Here is a 24,596-nt window from a genome sequence, read left to right on the forward strand (position 1 = left end):
GTCGCTCATCATCCGCTCCCGTAGAGCGTATTGGAAAGGGCTTGTTCGGCGATCCGCAGACCCGAGCGGACTTGGCTGAGGGGTAGGGGTTTGGCGGCAAGATTGCCATGAATCGGAATAGGCGGATTGCCGGCGTAAGTTGCCGAGGTCACACCCTCTATTTTCGCAAGGCCAGCGCAGAAACTGTCGAAGCGGTTTTTGACGATCCGGTTGATCTTGCTTCGATCGCGGCTGAGCAGTTCGAAACTATGCGATACGATGGTAAAACTCGGAATGTTCTGTGCGCGGGCATGGCGAAGCGCAGCCAGCATTTCCCAGGCCGAGAGCGCAGTGATCTGTGCATGTCGTAACGTTCCGCCGAAGCTGTCGATACAGCCTACCGGCACTTCGACAAGGCCCTCGTGCATTTGCGGCAAACGATCCTCTGAGGTAAGCGAGATATCGCAATATCCGTCGGCGATGCCCGGACAATGGCTGGTCTCGTATCCGATCCCGATCTGCTTGAGCGCCCGCAACGTATCGTCGTTGGAGCCGTAATTGCCTGACCGGAATGCAATTGGGGCAGGGGCTCCTGCGGCCATCAGCGTGGATTTGGCGTAGTCAAGAATTTGCACCTGCTCTTCGAGAGTGAAATCCTTGATGTTGGTGCTGGTACGGTCACCCAACGGGTTCTCGTCCCCAGCCAGTTCAAGCCACTCCGTATGGACGTGCAACTGCACATCGTGGCCGCGGGTTATGATTGGCTCAACGATATCGGTAATGGCTTCGACGCCCCAGACCAGCGCGGGCATCGGATCGACAAAGAACACGCCTTTCAGGCTATTCCGGTCTAATACATCCATCTGGTATTCGACGCCGACATTCCCGTCCTGCGTTGCGCAGGCAATCGAGCGCGCGAAATTCTCTGAACGCAGCCCAGTGCCTTCTGCTTTGGCGAAGCCTGCAGAATATTCGGTGTCGATGGTGATATAAACCGCCGTCATGCGCGCAGGCATAGCGGGGACAGGTTAAGGTTGCGTTTGCTGTCTTTTTTGGGGCCGCAGCGTCAGATTCCGCCGGGCGTGAAATCGAAGCCCAGCTCGCCCAGGCCCTCGCACAGCACATGCATGCAGCTTTGCAACGCATCAGCGTCGGTGGAGCGGATCACGAAGTTCGATCCAACCTTGCCTTCGCGGAAGAAAGGGTAGCTGCCGATCTGGCAGTTTTCATGCGCTTTCTCGACTTCACGGAGCAGGCTAGAGACCTCGCTTTCGGGAATAAATCCGCCGACTGTTTCGGACAGCAAATGCGCGCCGCCCTCCAGCGTTCCAGTCAGAGCATCCAGCATTCCGGCAGTGATATGCGGGACGCCGGCCATCAGGTGGACATTGCCGATCTTGATACCCGGTGCGCCGGATTTGCGGTTGGGAATAAGCTCTGCGCCCTCGGGAGCACGCGCCATGCGCAAACGGCCTTCATTGAGCCCGCCTTTGTCGGAGTAGTACTTTTCTAGGATCGCCCGGGCGTCAGGATGGATGATGACCTCGACACCCAGCGCTTCCGCCACCGCATCGACAGTGATATCATCATGTGTGGGACCAATGCCGCCGGTGGTGAAGAGGTAATCATTCTGCGCGCGCAGAATGTTGACCGCCTCGACAATCCGCTCCTGCACGTCAGGCACCACGCGGACCTCGTCCAGCCGGATGCCTTGCACCTGCAGCCAGCTCGCGACCTGCGCGATGTTTTTGTCATGCGTCCGGCCGGAGAGAATTTCATCCCCGATCACGACCAGTCCGGCAGTGTAAATCTTGTCAGTCATGCTCGCGGCGTAGGGCATCCATTGCCCTAGGTGAAGAGCCTAAGCAGAGGGAAGAGCTACTCGGCCGCTTCCAATTGTTCGTCCGCATTGACGGCATTTGCGCCTGCTTTGCGCAAGGACAGGATGCCGTCTTCAACCGGGCCGTCCTTCATGACCTTGCGGTCCGTGACATATTCCTGATTGAGCCGCCACGGATAGGCGACGGCGTTCTTCGGCATGATATGCTTGCTGCGCTGGATATATCCGCTGGAGAAGTCGAAAATATCGTCCTCCTCCAACCCATGATCGTCTGGAAGAACCGGCATAGCCACATCGCTGCCTTTGGCCTGCATCGTGTTGAGTACACGGCAGATATAGTCCGAATTGACGTCGGCCCGCAATGTCCAGCTGGCGTTGAGATAGCCGAACACAACCGCCAGATTGGGCAGGTTGGAGAACATGCAGCCTTTGTAATAAAACCGCTCCGCAAAATCGACCGGCACGCCGTCTTGGCTGACAGCGATTTTGCCCCCGACTGCCAGTTTCAGGCCGGTCGCGGTGATAATGATATCGGCTTCCAGAATAACACCATTGTCCAACTCTATCCCGTTCTCGACGAATTTTGAGATCTTCGCAGTAACGATGCTCGCTTTATCCGCCTTCATCGCCTCGAACAGATCGGCGTCAGGCACAAGGCACAGGCGCTGGTCCCATGGATCATAGGGCGGGGTGAAAGTCGGCTCGTCGTAATTATCTTTGCCCAGCGCTTTCACAATAGCTTTCTTAAGCATTTTTTTCACACGCTCGGGCTTCTTGCGAGCCTGTTTGAACGCGAAGTCTTGCAGCTTCACATTCTTCCAGCGGGTGATTTTATAGGCGGTTTCTTCGGGCAGAACTTTGCGCAGGAAATTGGCCAGCCGGTCTTTGGCCGGGCGTGAGAACATCCATGTCGGTGTGCGCTGCAGCATCGTCACATGCTCGGCCTTATCCGCCATAGATGGAACGATTGTCACAGCGGTTGCGCCTGAACCGATCACGACGACTTTCTTTCCGGCATAATCAAGATCTTCGGGCCAGAATTGCGGGTGCACAACCTGACCTTTGAAATCGCCAAGTTCAAAGCCGGGATCATGGGCCTCGTCATAGTCGTAATAGCCCGAGCCGAGATACAGGAAGTTAGCCGTCAGCAGTGTTCGCGAGCCGTCTGCTAGCTCTGCCGTCACATGCCAGCGCGCTTCGTCGCTGCGCCAATCGGCAGCAATGATCTTATGGTTATAGCGGATGTGCTTGCGGATATCGCGCTCATCCACAATCGTGTTGAGATATTCCAGAATGGAGGGACCATCGGCGATAGTTTTCTCGTGCTTCCATGGCTCGAACACAAAGCCCAGCGTGTGCATGTCGGAGTCCGAACGAATGCCTGGATAACGGAACAAATCCCATGTCCCACCGAGATTCTCACGCCGCTCGACAATGGCGTAGGAGCGCCCCGGGCACTCCATTTCAAGATGCGCTGCCATGCCAATTCCGGAAATTCCGGCGCCGACAATCAAAACATCAAAATCTGGTGGGGTGGCCAGCATTGTTCTCTCTCCTACTGACAGTGTTGTAAGCACAACTGGACCGCAAATGCGAGTCTGGTTGCAATTAAATACTGACGTAAGCGTAAAGTGGCGATAGGGCGCCAGCATGCGTTTCTCTCCCAAACTTGCCGCCTATTTGCTTCCATTGCTGTTCGCTACATCAGTCTTCGCACAAGACGGCACGACCGATGAGACAGGCGATGATGTCATCGTTGTGACAGGAAAGGGTCTAGAGGATTCGCCTGCCACACCGGCCTATTCCTCGGTCACATTGGAGCGCGATTTGATCGTCACGTCCGGCTCCGGGCGGATCGAAGATGTGCTGTCATCTGTTGCAGGTTTCCAGCAATTCCGAAGGGCGGATAGTCGTAGCTCCAACCCGAGCGCGCAGGGTGTTACCTTACGCGCCCTTGGCGGCAATGCGACAAGCCGCGCGCTGGTGTTGCTCGATGGTGTGCCGATGGCTGATCCGTTTTTTGGCTACATCCCTCTCAGTGCGATTACGCCGGAGCGACTGGATAGCATTCGTGTCACACGTGGCGGCGGGGCAGGGCCATTTGGATCGGGGGCGTTGGCAGGCACAATCGAGCTCAACAGCGCTGATGCGGATACGCTTGGGCCGGTAAGCGGCTCGGTCTTGGTAAATGATCGCGGTGAAACTGAGGCCAGCGGAAGCATCGCGCAAAACCTCGGTGCCGGCTTTGCAGTGGTCAGCGGCCGTTGGGATCGCGGGCAGGGGTTCTTCACCACGCCGGATAACCAGCGAGTTCCCGCCACTGCGCGCGCTGCTTTCGATAGCTGGTCTTTTGGAGTGCGCGGTGTTGCGCCGGTCTCTGATGATATCGAGCTGCAAGCGCGCGCTTTGGTGTTCAATGACGAGCGTACCTTGCGTTTCGATGGCGCGGACAGTTCGAGTGAGGGAGCCGATGCCAGCATCCGCTTGGTCGGGCGGGGCGATTGGCAGTTTGATGCAGTCGCCTATCTGCAAGCCCGCAATTTCTCCAACGTGGTGATTTCTTCGACGCGGTTTGTGCGCGTTCTCGATCAGCGCAATACGCCTTCGACCGGACTTGGCGGTAAGCTGGAAGTCAGGCCACCTGTGGGTGCAGATCACGTGCTACGCGTTGGGGTCGATTACCGCCGGTCCTCGGGCGAATTGCAGGAGGAGGCCTATAGCGCTTTCACTGGCAATTTGCGCGAACGCCGCCGCGCTGGCGGGCGCAACAGCGACTTCGGTATTTTTATCGAGGATGACTGGTCGATTGGCGATCTTGTCCTGACCGGCGGTATCCGTGCAGACCGGACCGTAATCGAAAACGGCTTCTTCCGTGCGGAGGATGCCAGCAACGCTCTGGTATCCGAAACTATCGCGCCGGACCGCGCGGATTGGTCATTTTCCTATCGCGCAGGCGCATCCTATCAAGCGGGTGACGCAGTGCGTTTGCGCGCAGCGGCCTATCGCGGATTGCGGCTACCGACGCTCAATGAACTGTATCGGCCCTTCGTGGTATTCCCGGTCGTCACGCAGGCGAATGCGGCGCTCGAAAATGAGCAGCTTGAGGGCTTCGAGGCAGGGGTGGATTTCATTCCAGCAGATGGTGTCGAGTTCAACATTACAGCCTTCGATAACCGCGTCGAAAACGCCATCGCCAATGTCACGCTAACGCCAACCTTGCGGCAACGCCAGAACCTGCCTGCTATCGACGCGCGGGGCATCGAGGCGGGTGCGTCCGTCACGCGCGGTCAGATCAGCTTCAATGGAACGCTGGCCTATACCGATGCGACAGTGGACGGCAGTGGCGCATCCATTGCGCTGGATGGCAACCGCCCGCCGCAAACGCCGGAATTTGCCGCGAGCGCCACGGTAGCATGGAAGCCCGCAAATGGTTGGTTGCTCTCAACGACACTCCGCCATGTCGGCGCTCAGTTCGAAAGCGATCAAGAGACCGATCTGTTGCCCGCTGCGACGACGCTCAACGCATTTGCGCAAATCCCGATTACCGGAAAATTCTCGCTCGTCCTGCGCGGCGAAAACCTGTTCGACGAAACGATCGTGACGCGCAATTCCAATGGTGCGTTGGATCTTGGCGTTCCGCGGACCATATGGGGCGGCGTCCGCTTCGGCTTCTAAGTTACCGAACAACGCTGTTTGTCCATTCCCATTGAAACCAGAAGCGCGTTTTCCGCTTGCTGAGCCTTAAAGACGTCCTTGCTGTCCATGCCTTTCCAATCGGCGAGGATCAGCGATTGCGCCACCGCTCCACCCAGCGTGGTTCCCGGGCCTGTGATGATAAACAGATCGGGCGCAAATTCGCGTGCTGAGACTTCAATGGCGCGGGTGAAGTCGTAGGTTTCGATCACCTGATAGCCGAGTGTGTAGTCCCATAATGCCTGTGTGTCGCTGGCATGCGGCCACCAGATTGCACCGCGCCCGTCCACCATGGGAATGTCGGGTTGCCCGAACAGATTGGCCGTAAGCAGGTCGCGCCCCTTCTCGGCTACAGGCTGCTGCAGAGGCGTGTGAAAGGCAGCATGATTGCCAAGCCGCATCGGGAAGCGTCCGTCGATAGGCTCGACTGTACTCTCAAAGGCTTTCAAACCAGCTTCGTTGCCCGCGAGCACCAGCATTCCGCCCAAGTGGATGGAAGGTGACAGAGTATGATCCGCGCGCGCATCAATCTCTTCGGCAATGCTCAGCAGTTCATCGCGCTTAGCCAGAGTGGGCACCCAATCATCGCCAAGGAACGGATAGACAAGCTGCCCGCCGATTAGGGCCTCTTGCATCAAAGTGCCCATGGTGTTGGCGACTTTGAAGCCATCCTCGGGCGACGTAGCGCCAGCACAGGCGAGGGCGGAATACCAACCCATCGAATTGCCCGTCACCGCGATCACATCAATGGCCGCGCGGTCAATACTCATGAAATCGCCCAAAGTGGCGGCAAAAATCAGGCCCGAGGCATTGTCCCCGCGCGAATGTTTGGCGAGGCTGAAGCGGTCCGCACCGTCCAATGCCGAAAGCGTTTCCTGATCGCGTGCGCTGCGCTGAGCATCGAATTTGTTAAGCAGCTGCTGGTCAGGGAAGTGCTTCCGCAGATATCCCAGTTCGGCCTTGTTATAAGTCCCGCGACCGGGGCAGATGACGACTGCAGTCTTCTTGGTAGTGCTCACAACCTGCCTCCAGCCAAGGCGCGTGCGGCTTCCACAATGTCATCGGCCGACGGCATCGTTGCTGCGTAGGCAGGACCTGTCGGGATAAAGCTGTCCTCCGCCACCAACCGCGCATGATGGGCATCGGATTTCTCGGTGAACAGCGCCATCAACGCTTCGGCCAACCCGCCGGTCCGCCGTGTTTCATCGACGATCAGCACATTCTTGCAGCCCTTTGCCGCAGCCAAAAGCGATTCTTCGGGCAGCGGCGATAACCAGTTCAGGTCGATCACCCGGGCGTTCATACCTTCATCGGCCAAACGCTTCTGCGCCTGCATCGATAGGTAGGTGCCATTGCCGAAAGTTACGATCGCGACATCTTTGCCGTCTCCATGCGTGGTGACTTGCCCGAATGGCAGCCGCTCCGACGGATCGGGATAGGTACGCATCCAGCCGCCATCGCCCGCTTCATGCAAATCGCGCATCGGATAGAGCGCAATCGGCTCGAGGAAGATCACGAGCCGCTGTTCTTCGCGGGCCAATCGCACGGACTCGCGCATCATCCGCGCTGCATCGGCTCCGTTGGAAGGGCACGCCAAGATCACGCCTGGAACATCGCGGATAGCGGCGAAGCTGTTGTCATTATGGAAGTGGCCGCCAAAGCCTTTCTGGTATCCAAGCCCGGCGATCCGCAGCACCATGGGGTTGGTGAATTGCCCATTGGAGAAGAACGGCAATGTCGCACCTTCGCCGCGGATTTGGTCCTCCGCATTGTGGTAGTAGGCGAGGAACTGGATTTCCGGGATTGGCAGAAAGCCGTTTTGCGCCATGCCCAGACCAAGTCCGAGGATCGATTGCTCGTCCAGCAAAGTGTCGATCACCCGGGCTCTGCCGAACCGAGCCGAGAGCTTCTGCGTTACACCATATACCCCGCCTTTGCGGCCGATGTCCTCACCCATCATCGCGATTTCAGGGTGCGCAAGCATCAGATCGGTCAGTGCCCAATTGATCAGGCGCGACATGATTTGTGGCTGGCCCATTTGTTTTACATCCCCGCCAAAGGCCGCAGCGCGATCTTCGGGCGAGGGACCGTTCGAAGGCGCGCACTCGCGCTTTGGCGGAATAATGCTCGCCATCACTTGCTCGGCAGTTTCGAGGCGAGGTCGAGTGACAGCTTCCGCTGCTATCCGTTCCACCCGCTCGGCGGTCTGATTGTAGATTGATAGCGCTGCATCGTGCCCCAAAGCTCTTGCCTCACCCAATAGCCGCACCGAGTGAAGAAGCGGATCATTCGCTTCCTCAGCCTCGACCTCGGATTTCGTCATATAAGTGGTTGGAACGTCAGCGCCCGCATGACCATACAGCCGGATTGTGCGGATATGCAGCACCGCAGGTTTGCGCCGCGTTCGGACATATTCTGCTGCTTCCCGAGTAACTCGGAATGTGTCGTAAATATCGGTGCCGTCGCAGCTGAAATATTTGAGGCCAGGACGCGATTGCAGGCTTGCCGCAATCCAACCCGTGGGTGTCTTGGTCGAGATACCGATCCCGTTATCCTCGCACACCCACAGCAGCGGCATTGGAACATTCTGATAGGCGGTCCAGCACGATGTGTTGATCGCGCCCTGCGCTGTCGAATGGTTGGCCGACGCATCGCCAAAGCTGCACATTACAATCGCATCGTCGGGGAGTTGTTTGTGCTCGGGCGGCTGGCGTTTGGCGAGGCCAAGTGAGTAGGCCGCACCGACCGCTTTGGGCAGGTGGCTCGCAATCGTCGAAGTCTGCGGCGGAATGGTTAGCGCTTTGGAGCCAAGAACTTTGTGCCGCCCGCCCGAAATCGGATCATCGCTGGAGCAAGCGAAGCTCAGCAACATGTCCCAGGTGATCGTTTGGCCTAAACCTTGCGCCGATACTTGTTCGGCCCGCTGAATTTGAAATGCGGCATCTCGGTAATGCAGGAAGGCCATATCGGTGGGCCTCAAAGCTGCAGCTACAGCAGCCATCCCCTCATGCCCTGATGAGCCGATCGTGTAGAAACCTTGCCCTTTGCTTTGCATGACACGGCTGGTTCGATCGAGCGCTCGCGTCAGGCAGCCCGAGTAGTAGATCGAGACCGCCTGTGTATCGCTCAGCGAGCCTGCAGGAGCGGTGCCAGCTGGCAGGTCATTTTCCGCAACCCGGCGGAGGAAATTGTCGTGAACGATTTGCGCGCGGTCCATGCGCTGGCTTTAGTCGTGTCGAATGATGAGGCCAAGCCTTGTGATACCTAGCAAAGCCAGCCTAGCCGTAACGAAAGTGCCTATTAGGCTTAGATGCGTAGGCCGCCATTGACCCAGCCTTTTGCTGCGTCTTGGCTCAGATGCTCGCTGTAAGTTTCGAGGCCGCCATTTGCGACCATCGCATCATGCTGTGCGCGTGTCGCCATCAAAGCTTTCGTACCAATACTCTCTTCGAATTGGATGCCAACCGAATCTTTGGCGGTCCACATCAACTGCCCGAATGTCTCATGGCCTTCCCAAGTAAGCACTGCGTCTAGCCCAATGCGCAATGTCTCTTCGACTTTGCGTTTCTCGTTCAATCCGATTTTCGCGCCGGTCAGCGACAAGTCGAAGAGCAAGATGTCTTCACTGCCGTACATAGTCGTCAGCTTACCCGGCAGGCATGTGAGCAATCGGCTGGTATTGCGCCGCGGGCTAGCTGCTTGGCCTTGAGTATTGCTAGCGGTCATGCACGCGGCCTAACGCGATACGGTTAGCAAGTGCTTAATGGCGGAGACGGAGGGATTCGAACCCTCGATAGGATTACTCCTATGGTTCCTTAGCAGGGAACTGGTTTCAGCCACTCACCCACGTCTCCGGAACGCAGCTAACTGCGGTGGCGCGCTATAACGAGGGTATGGTAGCGCGGCAAGTAGAGTTGTCCAATCAGCGCAAATTGCTCTTTCAGCGGGGGTTTCCCGCGCAAAAGACTCGCTTCGCCGCAATTTCGATTCGATTCGTCGCCGGTTCATTGCTGCTTCAGCCGCAAAGGATTCTTCTGAGGCTCTATTGGACCGCCGCCTCGAATTATTTTCGCAGTGGCGGTCTCCAGGAGGTAGCATGAGCATCGTTTCAATCGCCCGTTCGCATATTCGCAGTGCCTGTATCGCAACATTTGGGGCAGCGCTGGGTGTAGCCGCCCTCGTCGCCGCGCCGGTGGCGGCCCAGCAAATCGAGAGCGTCGATCCCAATGAGGCGATTGGTCCGATCGACGGCGATCTGGTCGAACAGCCCGGTGACGGGCCGATCTACGCCGACGAGCGGGTTGACGGTGCGGTTAATACTGCCACCCGAACCGAAGCCGATGCCGGCGCTGACGCCCCGGGCCCTTCGTTCGGTGAACAGATGGCCATGGGCGGCGAGGACGTGCAAGTCGCACCCGAATGGGCTGATCCGGTTGTCACCTCGAGCAACCCGTCCGAAGCAGCCTCTCAGGCGTCCTCGAATCCGTCGGTCGCGGCCGCGCAAGGAAACACCTATAAGGAAGACGATCTGATTGGCGCGGCAGAAGGCGTGTTCGGCAAAGGCGCCGAAGGCGTTGCGCGAATGATTCAGGATTTGCTCAAAGAGCAAGGCGAGCCAAGCGCCTATATTGTTGGCCGCGAAGCGAGCGGGGCTTTTGTGGTCGGCGCGCGCTATGGTTCGGGCACGATGTACCACAAGGTGGAAGGCGAGCGCGAAGTGTATTGGACCGGCCCTTCGATCGGTTTCGATGCGGGTGCCAATGCGGGCAACACCTTTGTGCTGGTCTATAATCTGTACGACACCGAAGAGCTGTTCAAACGCTTCCCAGCGGGCGAGGGGCAGGCCTATTTGGTCGGCGGCATGCATGCCAGTTATATGCGGCGTGGCGATACGGTGCTGATCCCGATTCGGGTCGGCGCGGGACTGCGGCTCGGGGTAAATGCGGGCTATATGCGCTTCTCCAAAAAGCACCGCTGGTTGCCGTTCTAGGCGCGGCTGTGAATAGCTGTCCGTAGGCGAACCCTGCAGCTCGCATAAAACAATCAAGCCCACTTTGGCGCCGGAAAGGCGCATATAGTGGTTGCGAGTATCGCCGTCCCTCGGCATTGGGGGCGGATCATGCTTGACCGTCTCCAACCCCAATCGCCCGATGCGCTGCTGGCGCTGATCAAACTCTATGCTGCCGATGACCGTGCGGACAAGATCGACCTTGGTGTCGGCGTCTACCGCACGAATGAGGGCGATACGCCCGTCTTCGCCGCGATTAAATCGGCAGAGGCGAAGCTGGTCGCCGAGCAGGACAGCAAAAGCTATCTTGGCCCTGAAGGCGATACCGGCTTTGTCCGCGCACTGATGCCCTATATTTTCGGTAGCGACGCCACGATGGGTGGACGTATCGAAGGAATGCAAACTCCCGGCGGAACCGGCGCGGTGCGGCTGGCGGTTGCGGTGGCCAAGCAGGCCGGCGTGACTGCAATTCATATGGGCACGCCAAGCTGGCCCAACCACGCGCAGATCCTGTCCGATGTGGTGATCGACTTCAAACCGTTCGATCATGCCAATGCCGATGGTACCGCCAATATCGATACCGTACTGCAAGTGATCCGCGATGCGCAGGACGGCGACGCGGTGCTGCTGCATGGCTGCTGTCACAATCCGACCGGGATCGACTATTCCAACGAGCAATGGGACCAGATCGCAGACGCGTTTGCAAGCAGTGCCGCTCTGCCGATCCTCGACATCGCTTATCAGGGTCTCGGCCATGGTCTGGAAGAGGATGCCTATGGCATTCGCAAAATATTGGGCGCGGTTCCGGAAGCGCTGGTTTGCTATAGCTGCGACAAGAATTTCGGCATGTACCGCGACCGCGTGGGTGCGCTCTATGTGATGGCGAAGAATGGCGACGGACTGGCACCGATCCTGTCCAATCTCAATTTTCTGGCGCGGGCCAGTTGGTCGATGCCGCCCGATCACGGTGCGGCAGCTGTACGGGTGATTTTGCGCGATTCGGATATGACCAAGGCGTGGCTCGATGAACTGGAAACGATGCGCGAGCGTATGCGGCGAGTGCGTGACCGTTTGGCCGCTGCCGGCGATGTCGGCACTCTCGATCTGCGTCCTTTGGGCCAGCAGAACGGGCTGTTCTCGGTGCTGCCGCTGAGCAAGGACCAGATCCAGCAGCTTCGCGATGACCACGCGATTTACATGGCGGGTTCGGGCCGGATCAACATTGCTGGATTGCACAAAGGCAATATCGACAAGTTCATCGGCGCTCTCGAAGCCGTGACCAGTTAAGGGATCGAAAGCATGGACCGTCAACCAAACCTTGAAGGGGAGCGGTTGCTGCTCCGGCCGTTGGTGCGGGATGATTGGGACGCGCTGTTCGCGGTCGCCTCCGACAAGCGGGTGTGGGAACAGCACCCGATGCATGACCGGTGGCAAGAACCGGTATTCCGCGAGTTCTTTGACGACGCCTTGGCCAAAGGCGGGGCGCTTGCGATAGTCGACAGGAATAGCGACCAGATCATCGGTTCCTCCCGCTATCAGGACTATGCGCCGGATGATGGCGGATCGGTCGAAATCGGCTGGACTTTCATCGCGCCTGACCATTGGGGCAGCGGGATCAATGCAGAGTTGAAACGGCTGATGCTGGAACACGCGTTCCGATACGTCGCCCGCGTCAATTTCCGTGTCGGGGAGAGCAATCACCGTTCGCGTAAAGCGATGGAAAAAATCGGTGGGGCGCTGACCGATGAAACCTACGTGGCGCAACTGCCTGACGGCCCGGCTGTGCACGTGATCTATGCAATTACGCGCGAGAGTTTCGCGAATGGGCCGCTGGCAAATATGAACGGCTGAATAGGCTTCCGGCGGAACACATACGGCAGTTTTTGTAATTCCGCTCATCGCGCTGCTTTGCCGTAAAAATCGATCCGTGAAGGTGCTATGCCCAGCCGTCCGCATAGCGTGAGAAGCGCGGTTTCATCGACTTTCCGGCGCACTCCGCGGTAACGTCCCCGCCGCAGGATCACGCACCATAGCCCGCTTTCGACACGCCAGCGAAGCTCGTCGAGTGTGACCTTTCGCGAAGGCCGTGTGCGCTTGTCCGGAATGGTAAGCTTCCGCCCCAATGCCGCATCCCAAGCGGCGCAGAAACCGGCCGACCACTTGCGGCGGCGCAGGCGATAGGCCGTCTCGCGCGCCATCCCCAACCGCCGTGCTGCCTCGGCAACCGAGCCGGTTTCTGCCAACTCGCCAATAAACTCCGCCTGCCGCAAAGGCGTCCACCCGTCAGCGCGGGCGCGACCGGGCACGGCGTGGAAAGGCGGGACGCGGATTGGAGGTGGGCGGAGTGTATCGGCGGGTGTTTGAAAATCGGGCGTCATCCGGAAGGATAAGGCAGATTTTTGCACAGTAGGAAAGTTTGGTTTGGGAATGCTCTATTTCCCAGAGAAGTTATGATCGTGGATGACGATACGCCGTAACCGGAAACAGACGTTGTCGTGATCTTACAAGGTGGATGGAGAAGTAAGGTGGTACGCCAGCGAAGTTCTTGAAAACTGCCTAAAACTCTTAAGGAGGCGACTTATGAAAGCGCTTTTTGCCGCAATTGCCATGACCGCCATCCTTGGTGCCCCCACCACTGCCGCAGCGTCGAATAGTGAAGCGGAAGATGCACTGCGCCTTATCTGTGAATGTGCATATGTCGTGCGCATTGCGGAAGGGAATGGCGTTAAGTTGCGCAATTCGAGCGCCATATGGTCGCAAGCGAAAGCGACTGTTGCTGAAAAAACAGGATTGAGCACGCGCGAGTATGACGAACTGGCCCGCGCAAAGTGGGAGCGCCGCCTGCGTAATCTGGGGGCCCGTGACGCGATGCGCAGGATTGCTGATCGTGCGCGCGATTGCGACAAGCAATTATGATTGATACTGTTCGGAGAGTGTCGTGACACGGTCTATTTTCTGCGCTGCAAGTGCAGCCGCGATGGTCACCACCGGCGCACATGCCCAGGAGCTCAATGACAATCAAATGCGGCAGCTTGCCGCGTTTCATTACACCTGCGCTATCGCGATGGCCTATGCGACGGAGTTCGGAAACAAACTCGCGATCAGCGAAGACGAGGCATTTGGCGGCTTTGATGCAGTTATCAAAACGGGCCGTGTGAAGGAAGGCTCTGTCGTTTTTAACGTGAACGAAGATCTTGCCGCCGATCACGGATACGTGCCTGAAGCAGAGCCTGATGATCAGCCGGAAAGCTTCGTAACTTTCGCTTGGAGGCATGCCGATCAGTGTGTGGATGATTACAAGCGGATCCGATTGTCAGAGACCGGAAGAAGCGCGGCGGAGCAGCCTCCAGCGCAAGCTTCGACGCAGGTTGGATCATCCGAGGCAACACAGGGGCAGGAGATTACCGTCGCCTATCTCCGCGATCATTACCGTCAAAATCGCGATGCACGCCTGATCGTGGACTATATCACCGGGCGGCACCCTTCGGGCAAACGGCTGATGGGTGATCCGGTCCCGGAAATGGAGTTTCTGGGCGAACTGATCAACGCAGTTCCGGACCAGGGGATGCGTTCGCTAAGCGATGCCGCATTGCTGGCCATGGTCAACAAGCAGTACTGGCAATATAATCCCCCGGCCTCTCGTAAAGTCATGGCCGAATATCAGCGCCGACTAAGGGTGCAACGCTATAACGACCGTGAAGCGAAGCTATGGGCGGACCGGGTCGAGAGAGAACGCCGACAAGAGCTTGCCACAATGGCCAATCGCATGGCGGAGCGCTGGGGGACTTCGATCAAGTGCACCAATGTTGCACCACAAGGTGCGACCGGGCGCAGTTACACCAGCTGCCGGATGTTGGATAGTTTCGGTCAATAGGGCAGTCGTAATCAGGATGATTGCGACCCGTCCATTACCTCCGCACACTCTCCATCCGCTTCAAATAGCGCGCTAGCACGTCGATCTCCAGATTGACGCTGTCGCCTTCGGATAGTGTGCCGAGCGTCGTCATCTCGGCGGTGTGCGGGATAATGTTGAGAGCGAAATCACAAGTGCCGTCGGGGCGGTCGCGGACGTCGTTTACGGTCAGTGAGACCCCGTCGACAGTGATCGAGCCTTTGGCGGCGACGAAGGGAGACATATCGGCGCGGGTGCGGATGGCGAGCCGCTGCGACCCGCCTTCCTGGCGCGACAGCATGACTTCGCCAACGCTGTCGACATGGCCGGTCACAATATGGCCGCCCAGTTCGTCGCCCACTTTCAGCGCAGGTTCCAGATTGAGTGCGCGGCCTTGCTCCCACATTCCGGGAACGGTGCACGACACTGTCTCCGCAGAGACATCGACGGCGAACCATGCGTCGCCCGATTGGCCACCCTTTTCGACGACGGTCAGGCAGACACCAGAACAGGCAATCGACGCGCCGATGGCAATGGTCTCGGGATCGAACGGACACGCGATGACCGCGCGCAGATCGCCGCGCGATTCAATCTTGGAAATGGTGCCGATGGCGGTGATGATACCGGTGAACATTTACTCTCCGTTGCCAGTTGTGGTGCCTTGGTTGGGCTGCACTCGCTCATAAACCTCGTAGGTGTCGCTGCCAAGCATGCGCTGCTCGGCCAGCTGCCAGCGGCCATGCGCAGCGGACAGCTTCTCTAGCCCTATATCGGCGACAGATGATTGCCCTGCGCCCATGATTATCGGCGCGCGGTACAGTTCGATCCGGTCCACCAGATCGGCGCTGAGGAAGGATGCCGCGGTTTGCCCGCCGCCTTCGACATAGAGATAGAGCACATCATCCAAGGCCGCGATCTGCTCCGGCCGGTTGATGATTTTCACGCCGTCCGGTGCGATACCGCGAGTCAAGAGAATGCGCTGCGGACTGCGTTCTTCCAAACCCGCGAGCCGCACATCGAGGCGCGGCTTGTCGGCGCGCCATGTCCCGCCGCCAACCAGAATAGCATCGGCCTGTGCGCGGCGCGAATGAACATGCGCACGGGCTTGATCGCCGGTGATCCATTGGCTTTCGCCCGATGGCAGCGCAACGAACCCGTCCAGCGAGGTCGCCAGTTTCAGCGTGACATGCGGGCGGCCCCTGGCCTTTTGCGTGAGATATCCAGCAAGGCTTGCGCTGGCTTGCGCGCAATCAATTTGCGACACTTTAATACCCGCACGGCGCAGCTTCTCCGCACCGCTGCCAGCTGTGCGCGGGTCGGGATCGGTTACCGCGAACACCATCCGGCTGATACCCGACCGGGCGATGATATCACTGCAGGCTGGCCCGCGCTCGGATTCGTGATTGCATGGCTCAAGCGACGTGTAGAGAGCCGCGCCTTTGGCGTCTTCGCCAGCGTCATCCAGCGCGATCTTTTCTGCGTGGGGTCTGCCGCCCGCACGCGTGTGGCCGCGCCCGACAACTTTGCCGTGCTTTACGATAATCGCGCCGACCGAAGGGTTGGGCCTGCTGAGCGGTCTGCCGCGCAGGCCGAGCCGCGCCGCCGCCGCCAGCCAATCGGAATCACTGTGCAGGATTTTGCTCTGCCGTTCCGCCAGAAGGCGCAGTTTCGCCGGGTGTGTCTGCGGCAGCGGCTTCATCGGCCTCTATCTGGCCAAGCGCGACTGCCCGCAGCCGAGCCGCTTCGGCATCTTCACGCGCCATTTGTTCGGCGGCTTTCTTCTCGATTTCGCGCGGGTTCATCCCGCTCGCCCGGGCGAGGGCGCGGTAGATTTCTTTCTTCCGCTCTTCCCGCGCGGCGATCATTGCATCGCGCTTTTCCTTATGCGCCTGATAAATCAGATTGGTGGCGATGATTTCCTCATCGGTCCGATCCGCTGCAAAGCTGGTAATATAGGTCACATCGGGCGGCACCGGCGGGCCGACCACATCCTCGCGAATGATCAGGAACATCAGACCTGCGGTCATCGAAACGGACACAGCCAAGATCGGCCAGCGATAGGGCGTCGGCTTTCTGAATTCCTGCCAGAAATCGGCAATGCCCCCCGCGGGATTGAGACGTTGAATCAAACTCATCAAGCCAAGATAGAGCCTGATCCGCATTTTCGCCAGACCCCCAGAGATATTCGCCCGGTCAGGCGCTTATCCGAAAGGTGCGTAAAGCGCGCGGCCTTTGACTTTCAGCCATGCATTGGCGTGGCCAATATCGCCTTCGAATATCCGGTCCAGTGCGGCGTGAAAGGCCGGGCCATGGTCGAAATGCAGCAAATGCGCGACTTCATGTGCGACGACCGATCGCCGCACATCGGCCGGTGCCATGATCAGCCGCCAGTTAATCCGGACCACGCCGCTGCTAGAGCAGCTGCCCCAGCGGCGCTGCGCGCGTGACAGCTTGATATCGGGCTTGGTAACACCTGCGCGTTCGCAATATTCCGCCAAGTCGCGGTCCATGATGGTTAGCGCCTCGCTCCGCAGCCAGCGCTCGATCCGGCTGTGCAGGCTGTCTTGCGGTCCGCCAATATGCAGAGTGGTTTCAACCAGTCGCGGCTTGCGCGGAGCCTGCGCATCCCATGCAATCGTGACCGGCTCGCCAATAAAGTCGATGTGACCACCCGATTGCGGTGGGCTCGCTTCCTCGACCTTGTCCAATTGCGCAGCGATCCATGCCCGGCGCGATTCGGCAAATTCCAGCGCGTCAATCGACTGCCCCCAACGCGGCATAGTGACGCGCAACTCGCTGCCATCGGGCGCTAGGCGCATGATCAGGCGCTTGGCCGTGCGGTGGCGCTTGATCGTGACTGGCAGCGTGCGGCCAGCAACCTCAATGCAGCGCTTCTCGGAGCGCGTCTGCTGATTGGGGCGCAGCCAGTCCATCATTCGCTGTCGCCGTCCCAATCGGTCTCGTCCGCGTCCCATTCCACCAGATGATGGTCGAGCGGCCCGGCGTCGACTTCGCTGATCACGCGCCCAGCAACGGATACACCTGCCTGCTTCACTGACTCGCGATCACCCGAGATCAGATAGTGCCAGTCTTTCAGCGGTTTTCCATCCGCGCGGAGTCTGTATGCGCAACTCGCCGGCAGCCATGTGACGTCTTTCACAATTTTCAGAGTCAGCCGCATACAATCTGGCACATAGGTGCGGCGATTGCGGTAATCTATGCATTGCGCCGTATCGGTATCGAGCAGCTTGCACGCAACGTTGGTCCCTTCGATGGTGCCGGTATTCTCGTCCTCGATTTTGTGCAGGCAGCATTTTCCGCAGCCGTCGCACAATGCTTCCCACTCGGCGCGCGTGAGATCACCAAGCGGAAGCTCCCAGAATTTGTCTCTTAGCGCACCCATTGTTCAAGTTCGGCTGTCACGCCCTCCGGCCCCTTGTCGGTCGGAATTATGCCCAGCGGTTTGCCCTCAGGATCAAACAGATAGGTGAACGCAGTGTGCTCGATATCGTAGCTGCCACTCTCGTTCACTTCGCCTTTGGCAGCGGTGACAGAGAACTTCTTGGCCGTTTCCGCGATGGCTTCGGGTGAGCCGGTCAGACCGAGCAGCCGCGGGTGGAAATTGCCGATGAAGCTGGCGACTGTCGGCTGATCATCACGCTCGGGGTCGATGGTGATGAAGATCGGTTGGACTTTGGCGCCAAGCTCCGGGTGCTTCTTTTCGAACTCGCCAAGCCCTTGGGAAAAGCGCGCAACATCGGTCGGACACACATCGGGACAATAGGCGAAGCCGAAATAGACCAGCCGGTACTGGCCTTTGAAATCGGACCAGCTTACTTCGCTCCCTGTGCTGGATGTCAGCGTGAAATCGCCGCCGATGGTTGATCCGCGCAGGTCTACGCCGTCAGGGGAGGGGCCAACCGGACCGGAGAGGCTCGATCCGCACGAAGCAAGCGCGAAAGCAGCACAAACTGCGGTTACAGTACGGGTAAAGTGAAACATAGCGCTCAGGTTCATGCTCTGCTAATTGGGGATCGACAAGGGGGCGTCTGTGCCCTGAATAATATGTATGTAACAAATTCTTGGAGGTTGAAAATGGCCAGTGCCGTTTTCCGGTCGGTTATTCCCGCAATTGCGCTTTCGTTTGCGCTTATCGCCACGCCTGCGTCAGCGCAGTTCAAGCGCGAAGGCTATGCGTTTTTGGAAGCGGTGAAAGACCGCGATGGCAACGCCGTAACCGAAGCGTTGAAAAAGCCGGGAAGCGTTGTGGTCAACACGCGCGATATTACCACCGGCGAAACCGGTTTGCATATCGTCACCAAACGTGAGGATGTGACGTGGATCAAGTTCCTGACGCAAAATGGTGCGAACCCCAACCTTAAGGATAACCAAGGCATTGCCCCGCTGCAGATTGCCGCGACATTGGGCAGCGTACCAGCCGTCGAGGAATTGCTCAAAGCGGGCGCCAATGTGGACGAGCCGAATGACACGGGCGAAACCGCGCTGATTTCTGCGGTTCATAACCGTAATACTGGAATGATCCGGGTGTTGCTCGCCAATGGTGCCAATCCCGATCACAACGACAATTCCGGCCGTTCTGCGCGCGATTATGCGGATTTGATGATTAATAATGGTCAGGTGTTGACGGAATTTCGCCGCGCGGATGAAGAGCGTGAAGGCAAGCAGAAACCGCAAACTTACGGGCCAACTTTCTAAGTGGCTGGCACAGCACACACTATCGCCGATTTGACGCTGGACGAGCTGCGGCTCGCACTCGCGCCCGCGATTGCCGATGCCGCGATTTTTGACGGCTGGAGCGATGCCGCAGTTACCGCCGCCGCGTTGGAGAAAGGCGCTGATGTCGATGTCGCGCGTCTGGCATTTCCGGGGGGCGCGATGGATATGATCTCTGCGTGGATCGAGACCGTCGACAATGCGATGGCAGAGGCACTGCCCGCAGAGGCGCTTGCACAAATGCCGATCCGTGAGCGGATTCGGTCGCTCGTGCAGTTCCGGCTCGATGCGATCGCCGGACAAGAGGAGGCACTCAAGCGCGCGACCGCGATCATGGCGATGCCGCAAAATGTCTCCAAATCGCTGAAAATGGGCTGGAACAGCGCCGATCTGATGTGGCGGCTCGCCGGTGATACCGCTACCGACTATAATCACTACACCAAGCGCACGATCCTGGGCGGCATCTATACTGCCACGCTGGCCGTGTTCGCCGATGATAACAGCGATGATAAAGCCAAGACCAAAGCGTTTCTGGATCGCCGGATTGAAGGCGTGATGAAGTTCGAGAAAGTTAAAGCCAAATGGCTCAATTCCGAACGTGAGACATTCAGCATGTCACGGTTCTTGGGCCGGCTGCGCTACCCTTCGCGCTGATTTGCGCGCTTGCCGGGCACCGCTTTCCACACCTTCACACAAGAAATTCGGCCAGTGACTCGCATGGCTGCGGGCGACCCGCTAACTCTTCGCCAACAGATTCGCGAAGGAAAATGCAATGGCCGGTAGCCTCAACAAAGTAATGCTCATTGGTAATCTGGGCGCGGACCCCGAAGTCCGCTCGTTCCAGAATGGCGGCAAAGTGTGCAATCTGCGGATCGCGACCAGCGAGACGTGGAAAGACCGCAATTCGGGCGAGCGTCAGGAAAAGACCGAATGGCACACAGTCGCGATCTTCTCCGAAGGCCTCGTCAATGTTGCCGAGCGTTTCCTTCGCAAAGGATCAAAGGTCTTTATTGAAGGCCAATTGCAGACCCGCAAATGGCAAGACCAGAGCGGCAATGACCGTTACTCGACAGAAGTTGTTCTGCGCGGCTTTAACGGAACGTTGACCATGCTCGACGGTCCTGGTGGCCAAAGCGGCGGTGGCGGCGGCGGCCCAGGTGGCGGCGGAAACTATGGTGGCGGGTCCGGCGGTGGCGGAGGCTACAACCAGGGCGGCGGTACCTCAGGCGGCGGCGCAGCAGGCGGTTCGTCAGGCGGCGGTTCCAACTATGACGATCTGGATGACGACATTCCGTTTTGATCGGTAATGCGCGGCGCTACTTCTTCAGCGCTGCCAGCATCTCCGCCATCGGGCCGTCTTGCTCGCCTTCGATCTGGATGCCTTTTTCTTTGCGTGCCGTTTCGGCGTCTGGTCCGGTCGCATAGGGATCGATCAGCAGGCCCAGGCTTTGCGCGACAGCCTCGCCCAGATCGAAACTGTCGCCGGTAAATTCGATCTCGTCCACATCATCCAATTCGACTTCGATCTCTTCGTCGGACGGTTCGATGGCGCGCTGCGGAATGAAACGCAGGTGCAGGTTCTCTTTGGCACTGACGGGAAAATCATCACCCGACACCGAACAGATTTGCTGCCATTCCGCCTCCATAGTGCCGGTCGCAATGATATCGGATCCCTTGGGAGTAAGCGTGATGTCGGCGCGCAGATGCTCAATCTGGCTCAGCGCAAACCGTTTGGAAAGGGCGTGCCGCTCGTCTTCCGATGCCTCGATCAGATACGGCTCGTGTTTGAGCGCTTTTGCTTTGATCGGCCTGCTGAGTTCGCTCTCGCTCATGCGGCAATTTCTCCGGCGAGAAGTTGGTCTGTATTCAGCGCGCCCAATCGCTGGGACAGGGCAATAAGTTCATTTGCCATCGCTTCTGCATGGCCTTCATCGATCAGTGTAACATTGCGGCGGACGGCATTGGTCATCGCCTCCGGGCCGCTCTCCAGCGCATTGCGATAGGCTCCGATCCGGCCGCCCATCGCTTCCATCAGCTTGCCCATTTTCTTGCCCAAAGTCGGGTCGCCCAAACCGGTCTCGCGCAATTGGCCGTCAATATCCTCGACAAACAATTCGGTCAGGCGGGCGGTTGCCGGCAGCAGATCATTCTCCGTTTCCATCCGCAGCATAACCATCGCCACCACATTGGTGATCATATCGAAGCGGCCATCGACGGTATCCGCCGCACCGCAGTTTCGATACCAGTGGGGTCTCCGCGCTTCGCCCACGATGGCATGCCACAATGGTCGCAGAGCCTCTTTCGGGTCGTTTTCAGTGCCAAAAAGTCGGGAGAAAAATGCCATCAAGGGGTACTCTGTGAGGGAAAGCTGCGCGTCAATCGTTCATCGGCAATTCAAGCCGCCTTGCGCAAACGCGTCACCGGTCTATCGGCAGCGGATGGTTGCATGGCAGTGAGCATCACCGTAAGGCCGAAGCATATATAGGATTTGCACTTGCCAATCCAAGCCATTTGGCGTTTTGGCAGGGTACGAAGAGGAATTGCGTTCCAATGATTAAAGGCAAGATGATCGGCACAGCGATTGTTCTGGCGGCAGCGCTGACGATGGGCGGATGCTCGTCGATCCGCGAAAGCCGCGGATATATCGTCGATCAGACTCTGGTTAATTCGGTCCAGCCGGGCATCGACAACCAGCAATCTGTCGCCCAGACGCTGGGCCGACCGACCTTTACAAGCCAGTTCGGTGATCCGACCTGGTACTATGTGTCGAGTGTCACAGGCCGCAAGCCATTCGTCCGCCCGCGCATCCAAAGCCATTCGGTTCTGGCGATCACATTTGATGCCAATGGCAATGTCCTGGCAGCAGATCGCAGCGGTATCGAAAAAGTTGCCTTTTTCCAGCCCGACGGCGATGAAACACCGACTCTTGGACGCGAGCGCGGCTTCTTCGAAGACCTGTTCGGCAATATCGGTACAGTTGGTGCGCCTGGTGGTGGCGGCGGAGCGGGCGGTCCTGGCGGGTAAATCGCTTGATCGTATGGCTTGATAGCGTGATTGGGCTCCCCATATCGCGTTCATGAGTACAGCAGATAATCCACACGGTCTGGTGCAATGGCACGGGACTACCATCATCGGCGTGAAAAAGGGCGGCAAGACCGTAATTGCCGGGGACGGCCAAGTCTCCATGGGCAATACGGTGATGAAGCCGAACGCGCGCAAGGTCCGCCGCATCGGCAAGGACGAGAAAGTCATTGCCGGTTTCGCAGGTGCGACTGCCGATGCATTCACTTTGTTCGAACGGCTGGAGAAAAAGCTGGAGGCGCATCGCGGGCAATTGCTGCGTGCCGCTGTCGAGCTAGCCAAAGACTGGCGAACCGACAAATATCTCCGCAACCTGGAAGCGCTGATGATCGTCGCGGACGAAGAAAGCCTGTTGGTCCTGACCGGCAATGGCGATGTTCTTGAGCCCGAAGCCGGGATCACTGCAATCGGTTCAGGCGGCAATTATGCGCTGGCTGCGGGCCGCGCACTCACCGAATATGAAGACGATGCCGAGCAAATCGCGCGCAAGGCGATGCAAGTTGCCGCCGACATCTGCGTATTTACCAACGGCAATGTGACCGTCGAAGAAATTTAAGAGACCTCCATGACAGAAGCACTCACTCCGAAGGCGATTGTCGCCGCGCTCGACGAGCATATTGTCGGCCAGAAAGACGCCAAGCGCGCCGTTGCCGTCGCGATGCGCAATCGCTGGCGCCGTCAGCAATTGAGCGATGAATTGCGCGATGAAGTGACGCCCAAGAACATCCTGATGATCGGCCCGACCGGCTGCGGTAAGACCGAAATCAGCCGCCGTCTGGCGAAACTGGCCGATGCCCCTTTCGTCAAAATCGAAGCGACCAAATTTACCGAGGTCGGCTATGTCGGCCGCGATGTCGAACAGATCGCGCGCGATCTCGCCGAAGATGCAATCCGCCTGGAGAAGGAACGCCGCCGCGAAGCTGTGCGCGAAGCTGCGTCTAAAGCCGCGATGGACCGCTTGCTTGATGCACTGGTGGGCGACAATGCGTCCGAAGCCACCCGTGAAAGCTTCCGCCAACGGATCGTCGACAATTCAATGAACGAGACCGAGGTCGAGATCGAAGTGCAGGATGCACCCGCCGCGCCGATGGAAATTCCCGGAATGACCGGCGGCATGGGCATGATCGACCTCAGCGATATGATGGGCAAGGCATTCGGCAAAACCAATACCAAGCGCCGCAAGCTCAAAGTCCCCGATGCGTGGGACAAGCTGGTCGATGAGGAGGCGGAGAAGCGCCTCGATCAGGACGATGTCGCGCGCGTCGCTTTGCAGAACGCAGAGACCAACGGGATCGTTTTCCTCGACGAGATCGACAAGATTGCGGTCTCGGATGTGCGCGGCGGATCTGTCAGCCGCGAAGGCGTACAGCGCGATCTGTTGCCGCTGATCGAAGGCACTACGGTTGCGACCAAATACGGTCCGATGAAAACCGACCATATCCTGTTTATCGCGAGCGGCGCTTTCCATGTGTCGAAGCCATCGGACATGCTGCCCGAATTGCAGGGCCGCTTGCCGATCCGTGTCGAATTACGCGCGCTGACCGAAGAGGACTTCGTTCGCATTCTAAGCGAAACGCGCGCCAATCTGGTGTCGCAATATGTGGCGCTACTGGGCACCGAAGACGTGACCGTGGCTATTGACGATACCGCTGTGGCCGAAGTCGCCAAGATCGCGGCGCAAGTGAATGAAAGCGTCGAGAATATCGGGGCACGGCGTTTGCAGACGGTGATGGAGAAACTGCTCGAAGAACTCAGCTTCGAAGCGGAGGAGCATGCAGGCGAAACGATCACCATCGACGCCGACTATGTGCGCGACCGCCTTACCGAATTGTCGCAGGATACCGACCTCAGCAAATATATCCTTTAAGCTGCCGTGATGGGCGGTGTCGTTACGGAAAGTATAGCGATGATCGGCGGGATGAGCCCACAGCTTGACCCTCAGGTGTGGCGCTTTGTGCAAGTCTCACCTGAAACGGCATCTCAACTGCTCGGCGCTGCCATCGGCACATTCCGCGAGGAGGAAGGCGTTTCCGCGATTGTGCCAAGCGTTCTCGCTGATGAACTCGGAATCGCTGGACCCGACTTCTGCTGCATCACGCTGCAAGTGCATTCCGACCTTGTAGGCGTTGGTTTGACGGCAGCAGTATCGCGCTCGCTCGCTGATGCGGGCATTGCTTGCAATATCGTCGCCGCATTCCATCACGATCACGTGTTCGTGCCTGCCGCGCTTTCAAAGGATGCTTTGGCCGTCCTGATCGAACTGTCCGGAAAATCCCTCGGCTAGCCACAACATTTGGCGACTAACGGGCGCAGTTTATCGAAATGTCCCCCCTCCAAACTTGATTGCATCACCTGACCTTGGTCTAGTT

Annotated in this window: 28 protein-coding genes and 1 tRNA gene; 13 read left to right on the forward strand and 16 right to left on the reverse strand. The window is 58.4% G+C overall.

The genetic code is table 11. From position 1 onward, the window contains the following. Positions 1 to 8: 8 nt before the first annotated feature. The 3 genes from GRI35_RS05130 to GRI35_RS05140 form a co-directional block, all read right to left on the reverse strand. Positions 9 to 983: a polysaccharide deacetylase family protein gene (locus tag GRI35_RS05130; protein WP_160613171.1), complete on the reverse strand. Its 975-nt coding sequence runs from the start codon at positions 981 to 983 to the stop codon at positions 9 to 11. A 62-nt stretch (positions 984 to 1,045) separates the two neighbouring features. Next, entirely contained in the window at positions 1,046 to 1,801 is a 756-nt protein-coding gene (locus GRI35_RS05135; protein ID WP_160613172.1) for a competence/damage-inducible protein A, read from the reverse strand. Between the two features lie 56 nt (positions 1,802 to 1,857). Continuing rightward, positions 1,858 to 3,363, reverse strand: a complete 1,506-nt coding sequence (locus tag GRI35_RS05140; protein WP_160613173.1) for a flavin-containing monooxygenase — start codon at positions 3,361 to 3,363, stop codon at positions 1,858 to 1,860. A 106-nt stretch (positions 3,364 to 3,469) separates the two neighbouring features. Between GRI35_RS05140 and GRI35_RS05145 the strand changes: the two genes are divergently transcribed. Continuing rightward, the gene (locus tag GRI35_RS05145; RefSeq protein WP_160613174.1) at positions 3,470 to 5,494 is read left to right on the forward strand and encodes a TonB-dependent receptor; all 2,025 of its coding nucleotides are present in this window, start codon (positions 3,470 to 3,472) and stop codon (positions 5,492 to 5,494) included. Here GRI35_RS05145 and GRI35_RS05150 read toward each other — a convergent pair. From GRI35_RS05150 to GRI35_RS05165, 4 genes are all read right to left on the reverse strand, one after another. Next, complete coding sequence (locus GRI35_RS05150) at positions 5,491 to 6,531, reverse strand: ACP S-malonyltransferase (RefSeq protein ID WP_160613175.1); 1,041 nt, start codon at positions 6,529 to 6,531, stop codon at positions 5,491 to 5,493. The two genes, GRI35_RS05145 and GRI35_RS05150, sit on opposite strands and share 4 nt — an antisense overlap. After that, positions 6,528 to 8,729, reverse strand: coding sequence for a thiamine pyrophosphate-dependent enzyme (locus GRI35_RS05155; RefSeq protein WP_160613176.1), 2,202 nt, complete (start codon positions 8,727 to 8,729; stop codon positions 6,528 to 6,530). The genes GRI35_RS05150 and GRI35_RS05155 overlap by 4 nt, the downstream gene beginning before the upstream one ends. An 89-nt stretch (positions 8,730 to 8,818) precedes the next feature. Then, positions 8,819 to 9,238, reverse strand: coding sequence for a PilZ domain-containing protein (locus GRI35_RS05160; RefSeq protein ID WP_160613177.1), 420 nt, complete (start codon positions 9,236 to 9,238; stop codon positions 8,819 to 8,821). 38 nt (positions 9,239 to 9,276) lie between these two features. After that, positions 9,277 to 9,366: transfer RNA gene (locus GRI35_RS05165), tRNA-Ser, on the reverse strand. A gap of 242 nt (positions 9,367 to 9,608) precedes the next feature. Here GRI35_RS05165 and GRI35_RS05170 point away from each other — a divergent pair. The 3 genes from GRI35_RS05170 (at position 9,609) to GRI35_RS05180 (ending at position 12,371) form a co-directional block, all read left to right on the forward strand. Further along, the gene (locus GRI35_RS05170; RefSeq protein ID WP_160613178.1) at positions 9,609 to 10,502 is read left to right on the forward strand and encodes a DUF1134 domain-containing protein; all 894 of its coding nucleotides are present in this window, start codon (positions 9,609 to 9,611) and stop codon (positions 10,500 to 10,502) included. Positions 10,503 to 10,631: 129 nt separating this feature from the next. Continuing rightward, on the forward strand, positions 10,632 to 11,807 hold the full coding sequence (locus GRI35_RS05175; RefSeq protein ID WP_160613179.1) for an amino acid aminotransferase: 1,176 nt from the start codon (positions 10,632 to 10,634) through the stop codon (positions 11,805 to 11,807). Positions 11,808 to 11,819: 12 nt separating this feature from the next. Beyond that, on the forward strand, positions 11,820 to 12,371 hold the full coding sequence (locus GRI35_RS05180; protein ID WP_160613180.1) for a GNAT family N-acetyltransferase: 552 nt from the start codon (positions 11,820 to 11,822) through the stop codon (positions 12,369 to 12,371). A 44-nt stretch (positions 12,372 to 12,415) separates the two neighbouring features. Here the strand turns inward: GRI35_RS05180 and GRI35_RS05185 are convergent, their stop codons facing one another. Then, entirely contained in the window at positions 12,416 to 12,898 is a 483-nt protein-coding gene (locus GRI35_RS05185) for a hypothetical protein (protein WP_160613181.1), read from the reverse strand. A gap of 202 nt (positions 12,899 to 13,100) precedes the next feature. Between GRI35_RS05185 and GRI35_RS05190 the strand changes: the two genes are divergently transcribed. Both GRI35_RS05190 and GRI35_RS05195 read left to right on the forward strand, forming a co-directional pair. Then, entirely contained in the window at positions 13,101 to 13,436 is a 336-nt protein-coding gene (locus GRI35_RS05190; protein WP_160613182.1) for a hypothetical protein, read from the forward strand. Positions 13,437 to 13,458: 22 nt separating this feature from the next. Further along, positions 13,459 to 14,394 (forward strand): hypothetical protein, encoded by a 936-nt coding sequence (locus tag GRI35_RS05195; RefSeq protein ID WP_160613183.1) that lies wholly within the window; start codon positions 13,459 to 13,461, stop codon positions 14,392 to 14,394. A gap of 34 nt (positions 14,395 to 14,428) precedes the next feature. On the opposite strand, the gene GRI35_RS05200 is transcribed toward GRI35_RS05195, so the two are convergent. From GRI35_RS05200 to GRI35_RS05225, 6 genes are all read right to left on the reverse strand, one after another. Then, the gene (locus GRI35_RS05200) at positions 14,429 to 15,046 is read right to left on the reverse strand and encodes a riboflavin synthase (RefSeq protein ID WP_160613184.1); all 618 of its coding nucleotides are present in this window, start codon (positions 15,044 to 15,046) and stop codon (positions 14,429 to 14,431) included. Continuing rightward, a complete protein-coding gene (gene ribD, locus GRI35_RS05205; RefSeq protein ID WP_160614767.1) occupies positions 15,047 to 16,045 on the reverse strand; it encodes a bifunctional diaminohydroxyphosphoribosylaminopyrimidine deaminase/5-amino-6-(5-phosphoribosylamino)uracil reductase RibD in 999 nt (332 codons plus the stop codon). Further along, positions 16,035 to 16,547: a hypothetical protein gene (locus GRI35_RS05210; RefSeq protein WP_160613185.1), complete on the reverse strand. Its 513-nt coding sequence runs from the start codon at positions 16,545 to 16,547 to the stop codon at positions 16,035 to 16,037. The genes ribD and GRI35_RS05210 overlap by 11 nt, the downstream gene beginning before the upstream one ends. 66 nt (positions 16,548 to 16,613) lie before the next feature. Beyond that, on the reverse strand, positions 16,614 to 17,348 hold the full coding sequence (locus GRI35_RS05215) for a M48 family metallopeptidase (RefSeq protein WP_160613186.1): 735 nt from the start codon (positions 17,346 to 17,348) through the stop codon (positions 16,614 to 16,616). Then, positions 17,345 to 17,815: a YcgN family cysteine cluster protein gene (locus GRI35_RS05220; protein ID WP_160613187.1), complete on the reverse strand. Its 471-nt coding sequence runs from the start codon at positions 17,813 to 17,815 to the stop codon at positions 17,345 to 17,347. The genes GRI35_RS05215 and GRI35_RS05220 overlap by 4 nt, the downstream gene beginning before the upstream one ends. Further along, a complete protein-coding gene (locus GRI35_RS05225) occupies positions 17,803 to 18,429 on the reverse strand; it encodes an SCO family protein (RefSeq protein WP_235900138.1) in 627 nt (208 codons plus the stop codon). The genes GRI35_RS05220 and GRI35_RS05225 overlap by 13 nt, the downstream gene beginning before the upstream one ends. 78 nt (positions 18,430 to 18,507) lie before the next feature. Between GRI35_RS05225 and GRI35_RS05230 the strand changes: the two genes are divergently transcribed. From GRI35_RS05230 to ssb, 3 genes are all read left to right on the forward strand, one after another. Continuing rightward, positions 18,508 to 19,128, forward strand: coding sequence for an ankyrin repeat domain-containing protein (locus tag GRI35_RS05230; protein ID WP_235900139.1), 621 nt, complete (start codon positions 18,508 to 18,510; stop codon positions 19,126 to 19,128). After that, positions 19,129 to 19,800, forward strand: a complete 672-nt coding sequence (locus tag GRI35_RS05235) for a COQ9 family protein (protein ID WP_290258935.1) — start codon at positions 19,129 to 19,131, stop codon at positions 19,798 to 19,800. A gap of 118 nt (positions 19,801 to 19,918) precedes the next feature. After that, entirely contained in the window at positions 19,919 to 20,446 is a 528-nt protein-coding gene (ssb, locus tag GRI35_RS05240; RefSeq protein WP_160613189.1) for a single-stranded DNA-binding protein, read from the forward strand. A gap of 16 nt (positions 20,447 to 20,462) precedes the next feature. On the opposite strand, the gene GRI35_RS05245 is transcribed toward ssb, so the two are convergent. Both GRI35_RS05245 and GRI35_RS05250 read right to left on the reverse strand, forming a co-directional pair. Beyond that, positions 20,463 to 20,978, reverse strand: a complete 516-nt coding sequence (locus GRI35_RS05245) for a YceD family protein (protein WP_160613190.1) — start codon at positions 20,976 to 20,978, stop codon at positions 20,463 to 20,465. After that, the gene (locus GRI35_RS05250; protein ID WP_160613191.1) at positions 20,975 to 21,490 is read right to left on the reverse strand and encodes a ubiquinol-cytochrome C chaperone family protein; all 516 of its coding nucleotides are present in this window, start codon (positions 21,488 to 21,490) and stop codon (positions 20,975 to 20,977) included. The genes GRI35_RS05245 and GRI35_RS05250 overlap by 4 nt, the downstream gene beginning before the upstream one ends. 206 nt (positions 21,491 to 21,696) lie before the next feature. Here GRI35_RS05250 and GRI35_RS05255 point away from each other — a divergent pair, with 206 nt between their 5' ends. From GRI35_RS05255 to GRI35_RS05270, 4 genes are read left to right on the forward strand one after another with little or no spacing between them, the layout of a single operon-like run. After that, the gene (locus GRI35_RS05255) at positions 21,697 to 22,170 is read left to right on the forward strand and encodes an outer membrane protein assembly factor BamE (RefSeq protein ID WP_160613192.1); all 474 of its coding nucleotides are present in this window, start codon (positions 21,697 to 21,699) and stop codon (positions 22,168 to 22,170) included. Between the two features lie 52 nt (positions 22,171 to 22,222). Next, positions 22,223 to 22,783, forward strand: a complete 561-nt coding sequence (gene hslV / locus GRI35_RS05260; protein ID WP_160613193.1) for an ATP-dependent protease subunit HslV — start codon at positions 22,223 to 22,225, stop codon at positions 22,781 to 22,783. A gap of 9 nt (positions 22,784 to 22,792) precedes the next feature. Beyond that, complete coding sequence (gene hslU, locus GRI35_RS05265) at positions 22,793 to 24,094, forward strand: ATP-dependent protease ATPase subunit HslU (RefSeq protein ID WP_160613194.1); 1,302 nt, start codon at positions 22,793 to 22,795, stop codon at positions 24,092 to 24,094. Between the two features lie 9 nt (positions 24,095 to 24,103). Further along, positions 24,104 to 24,511: an ACT domain-containing protein gene (locus GRI35_RS05270; protein ID WP_160613195.1), complete on the forward strand. Its 408-nt coding sequence runs from the start codon at positions 24,104 to 24,106 to the stop codon at positions 24,509 to 24,511. The last annotated feature ends 85 nt before the right edge of the window (positions 24,512 to 24,596 follow it).

It is taken from the genome of Pontixanthobacter aestiaquae (genome assembly GCF_009827455.1).
Classification (GTDB): Bacteria; Pseudomonadota; Alphaproteobacteria; order Sphingomonadales; family Sphingomonadaceae; genus Pontixanthobacter; species Pontixanthobacter aestiaquae.

Bases quoted from the DNA above. Each gene is read 5' to 3' on its own strand.
- GRI35_RS05130 (WP_160613171.1), bottom strand. From the start codon at position 983: ATGACGGCGGTTTATATCACCATCGACACCGAATATTCTGCAGGCTTC.
- GRI35_RS05135 (WP_160613172.1), bottom strand. From the start codon at position 1,801: ATGACTGACAAGATTTACACTGCCGGACTGGTCGTGATCGGGGATGAA.
- GRI35_RS05140 (WP_160613173.1), bottom strand. From the start codon at position 3,363: ATGCTGGCCACCCCACCAGATTTTGATGTTTTGATTGTCGGCGCCGGA.
- GRI35_RS05145 (WP_160613174.1), top strand. From the start codon at position 3,470: ATGCGTTTCTCTCCCAAACTTGCCGCCTATTTGCTTCCATTGCTGTTC.
- GRI35_RS05155 (WP_160613176.1), bottom strand. From the start codon at position 8,729: ATGGACCGCGCGCAAATCGTTCACGACAATTTCCTCCGCCGGGTTGCG.
- GRI35_RS05160 (WP_160613177.1), bottom strand. From the start codon at position 9,238: ATGACCGCTAGCAATACTCAAGGCCAAGCAGCTAGCCCGCGGCGCAAT.
- GRI35_RS05170 (WP_160613178.1), top strand. From the start codon at position 9,609: ATGAGCATCGTTTCAATCGCCCGTTCGCATATTCGCAGTGCCTGTATC.
- GRI35_RS05175 (WP_160613179.1), top strand. From the start codon at position 10,632: ATGCTTGACCGTCTCCAACCCCAATCGCCCGATGCGCTGCTGGCGCTG.
- GRI35_RS05180 (WP_160613180.1), top strand. From the start codon at position 11,820: ATGGACCGTCAACCAAACCTTGAAGGGGAGCGGTTGCTGCTCCGGCCG.
- GRI35_RS05185 (WP_160613181.1), bottom strand. From the start codon at position 12,898: ATGACGCCCGATTTTCAAACACCCGCCGATACACTCCGCCCACCTCCA.
- GRI35_RS05190 (WP_160613182.1), top strand. From the start codon at position 13,101: ATGAAAGCGCTTTTTGCCGCAATTGCCATGACCGCCATCCTTGGTGCC.
- GRI35_RS05200 (WP_160613184.1), bottom strand. From the start codon at position 15,046: ATGTTCACCGGTATCATCACCGCCATCGGCACCATTTCCAAGATTGAA.
- GRI35_RS05210 (WP_160613185.1), bottom strand. From the start codon at position 16,547: ATGAGTTTGATTCAACGTCTCAATCCCGCGGGGGGCATTGCCGATTTC.
- GRI35_RS05215 (WP_160613186.1), bottom strand. From the start codon at position 17,348: ATGATGGACTGGCTGCGCCCCAATCAGCAGACGCGCTCCGAGAAGCGC.
- GRI35_RS05220 (WP_160613187.1), bottom strand. From the start codon at position 17,815: ATGGGTGCGCTAAGAGACAAATTCTGGGAGCTTCCGCTTGGTGATCTC.
- GRI35_RS05225 (WP_235900138.1), bottom strand. From the start codon at position 18,429: ATGAACCTGAGCGCTATGTTTCACTTTACCCGTACTGTAACCGCAGTT.
- GRI35_RS05230 (WP_235900139.1), top strand. From the start codon at position 18,508: ATGGCCAGTGCCGTTTTCCGGTCGGTTATTCCCGCAATTGCGCTTTCG.
- ssb (WP_160613189.1), top strand. From the start codon at position 19,919: ATGGCCGGTAGCCTCAACAAAGTAATGCTCATTGGTAATCTGGGCGCG.
- GRI35_RS05245 (WP_160613190.1), bottom strand. From the start codon at position 20,978: ATGAGCGAGAGCGAACTCAGCAGGCCGATCAAAGCAAAAGCGCTCAAA.
- GRI35_RS05250 (WP_160613191.1), bottom strand. From the start codon at position 21,490: ATGGCATTTTTCTCCCGACTTTTTGGCACTGAAAACGACCCGAAAGAG.
- GRI35_RS05255 (WP_160613192.1), top strand. From the start codon at position 21,697: ATGATTAAAGGCAAGATGATCGGCACAGCGATTGTTCTGGCGGCAGCG.
- hslV (WP_160613193.1), top strand. From the start codon at position 22,223: ATGAGTACAGCAGATAATCCACACGGTCTGGTGCAATGGCACGGGACT.
- hslU (WP_160613194.1), top strand. From the start codon at position 22,793: ATGACAGAAGCACTCACTCCGAAGGCGATTGTCGCCGCGCTCGACGAG.
- GRI35_RS05270 (WP_160613195.1), top strand. From the start codon at position 24,104: ATGGGCGGTGTCGTTACGGAAAGTATAGCGATGATCGGCGGGATGAGC.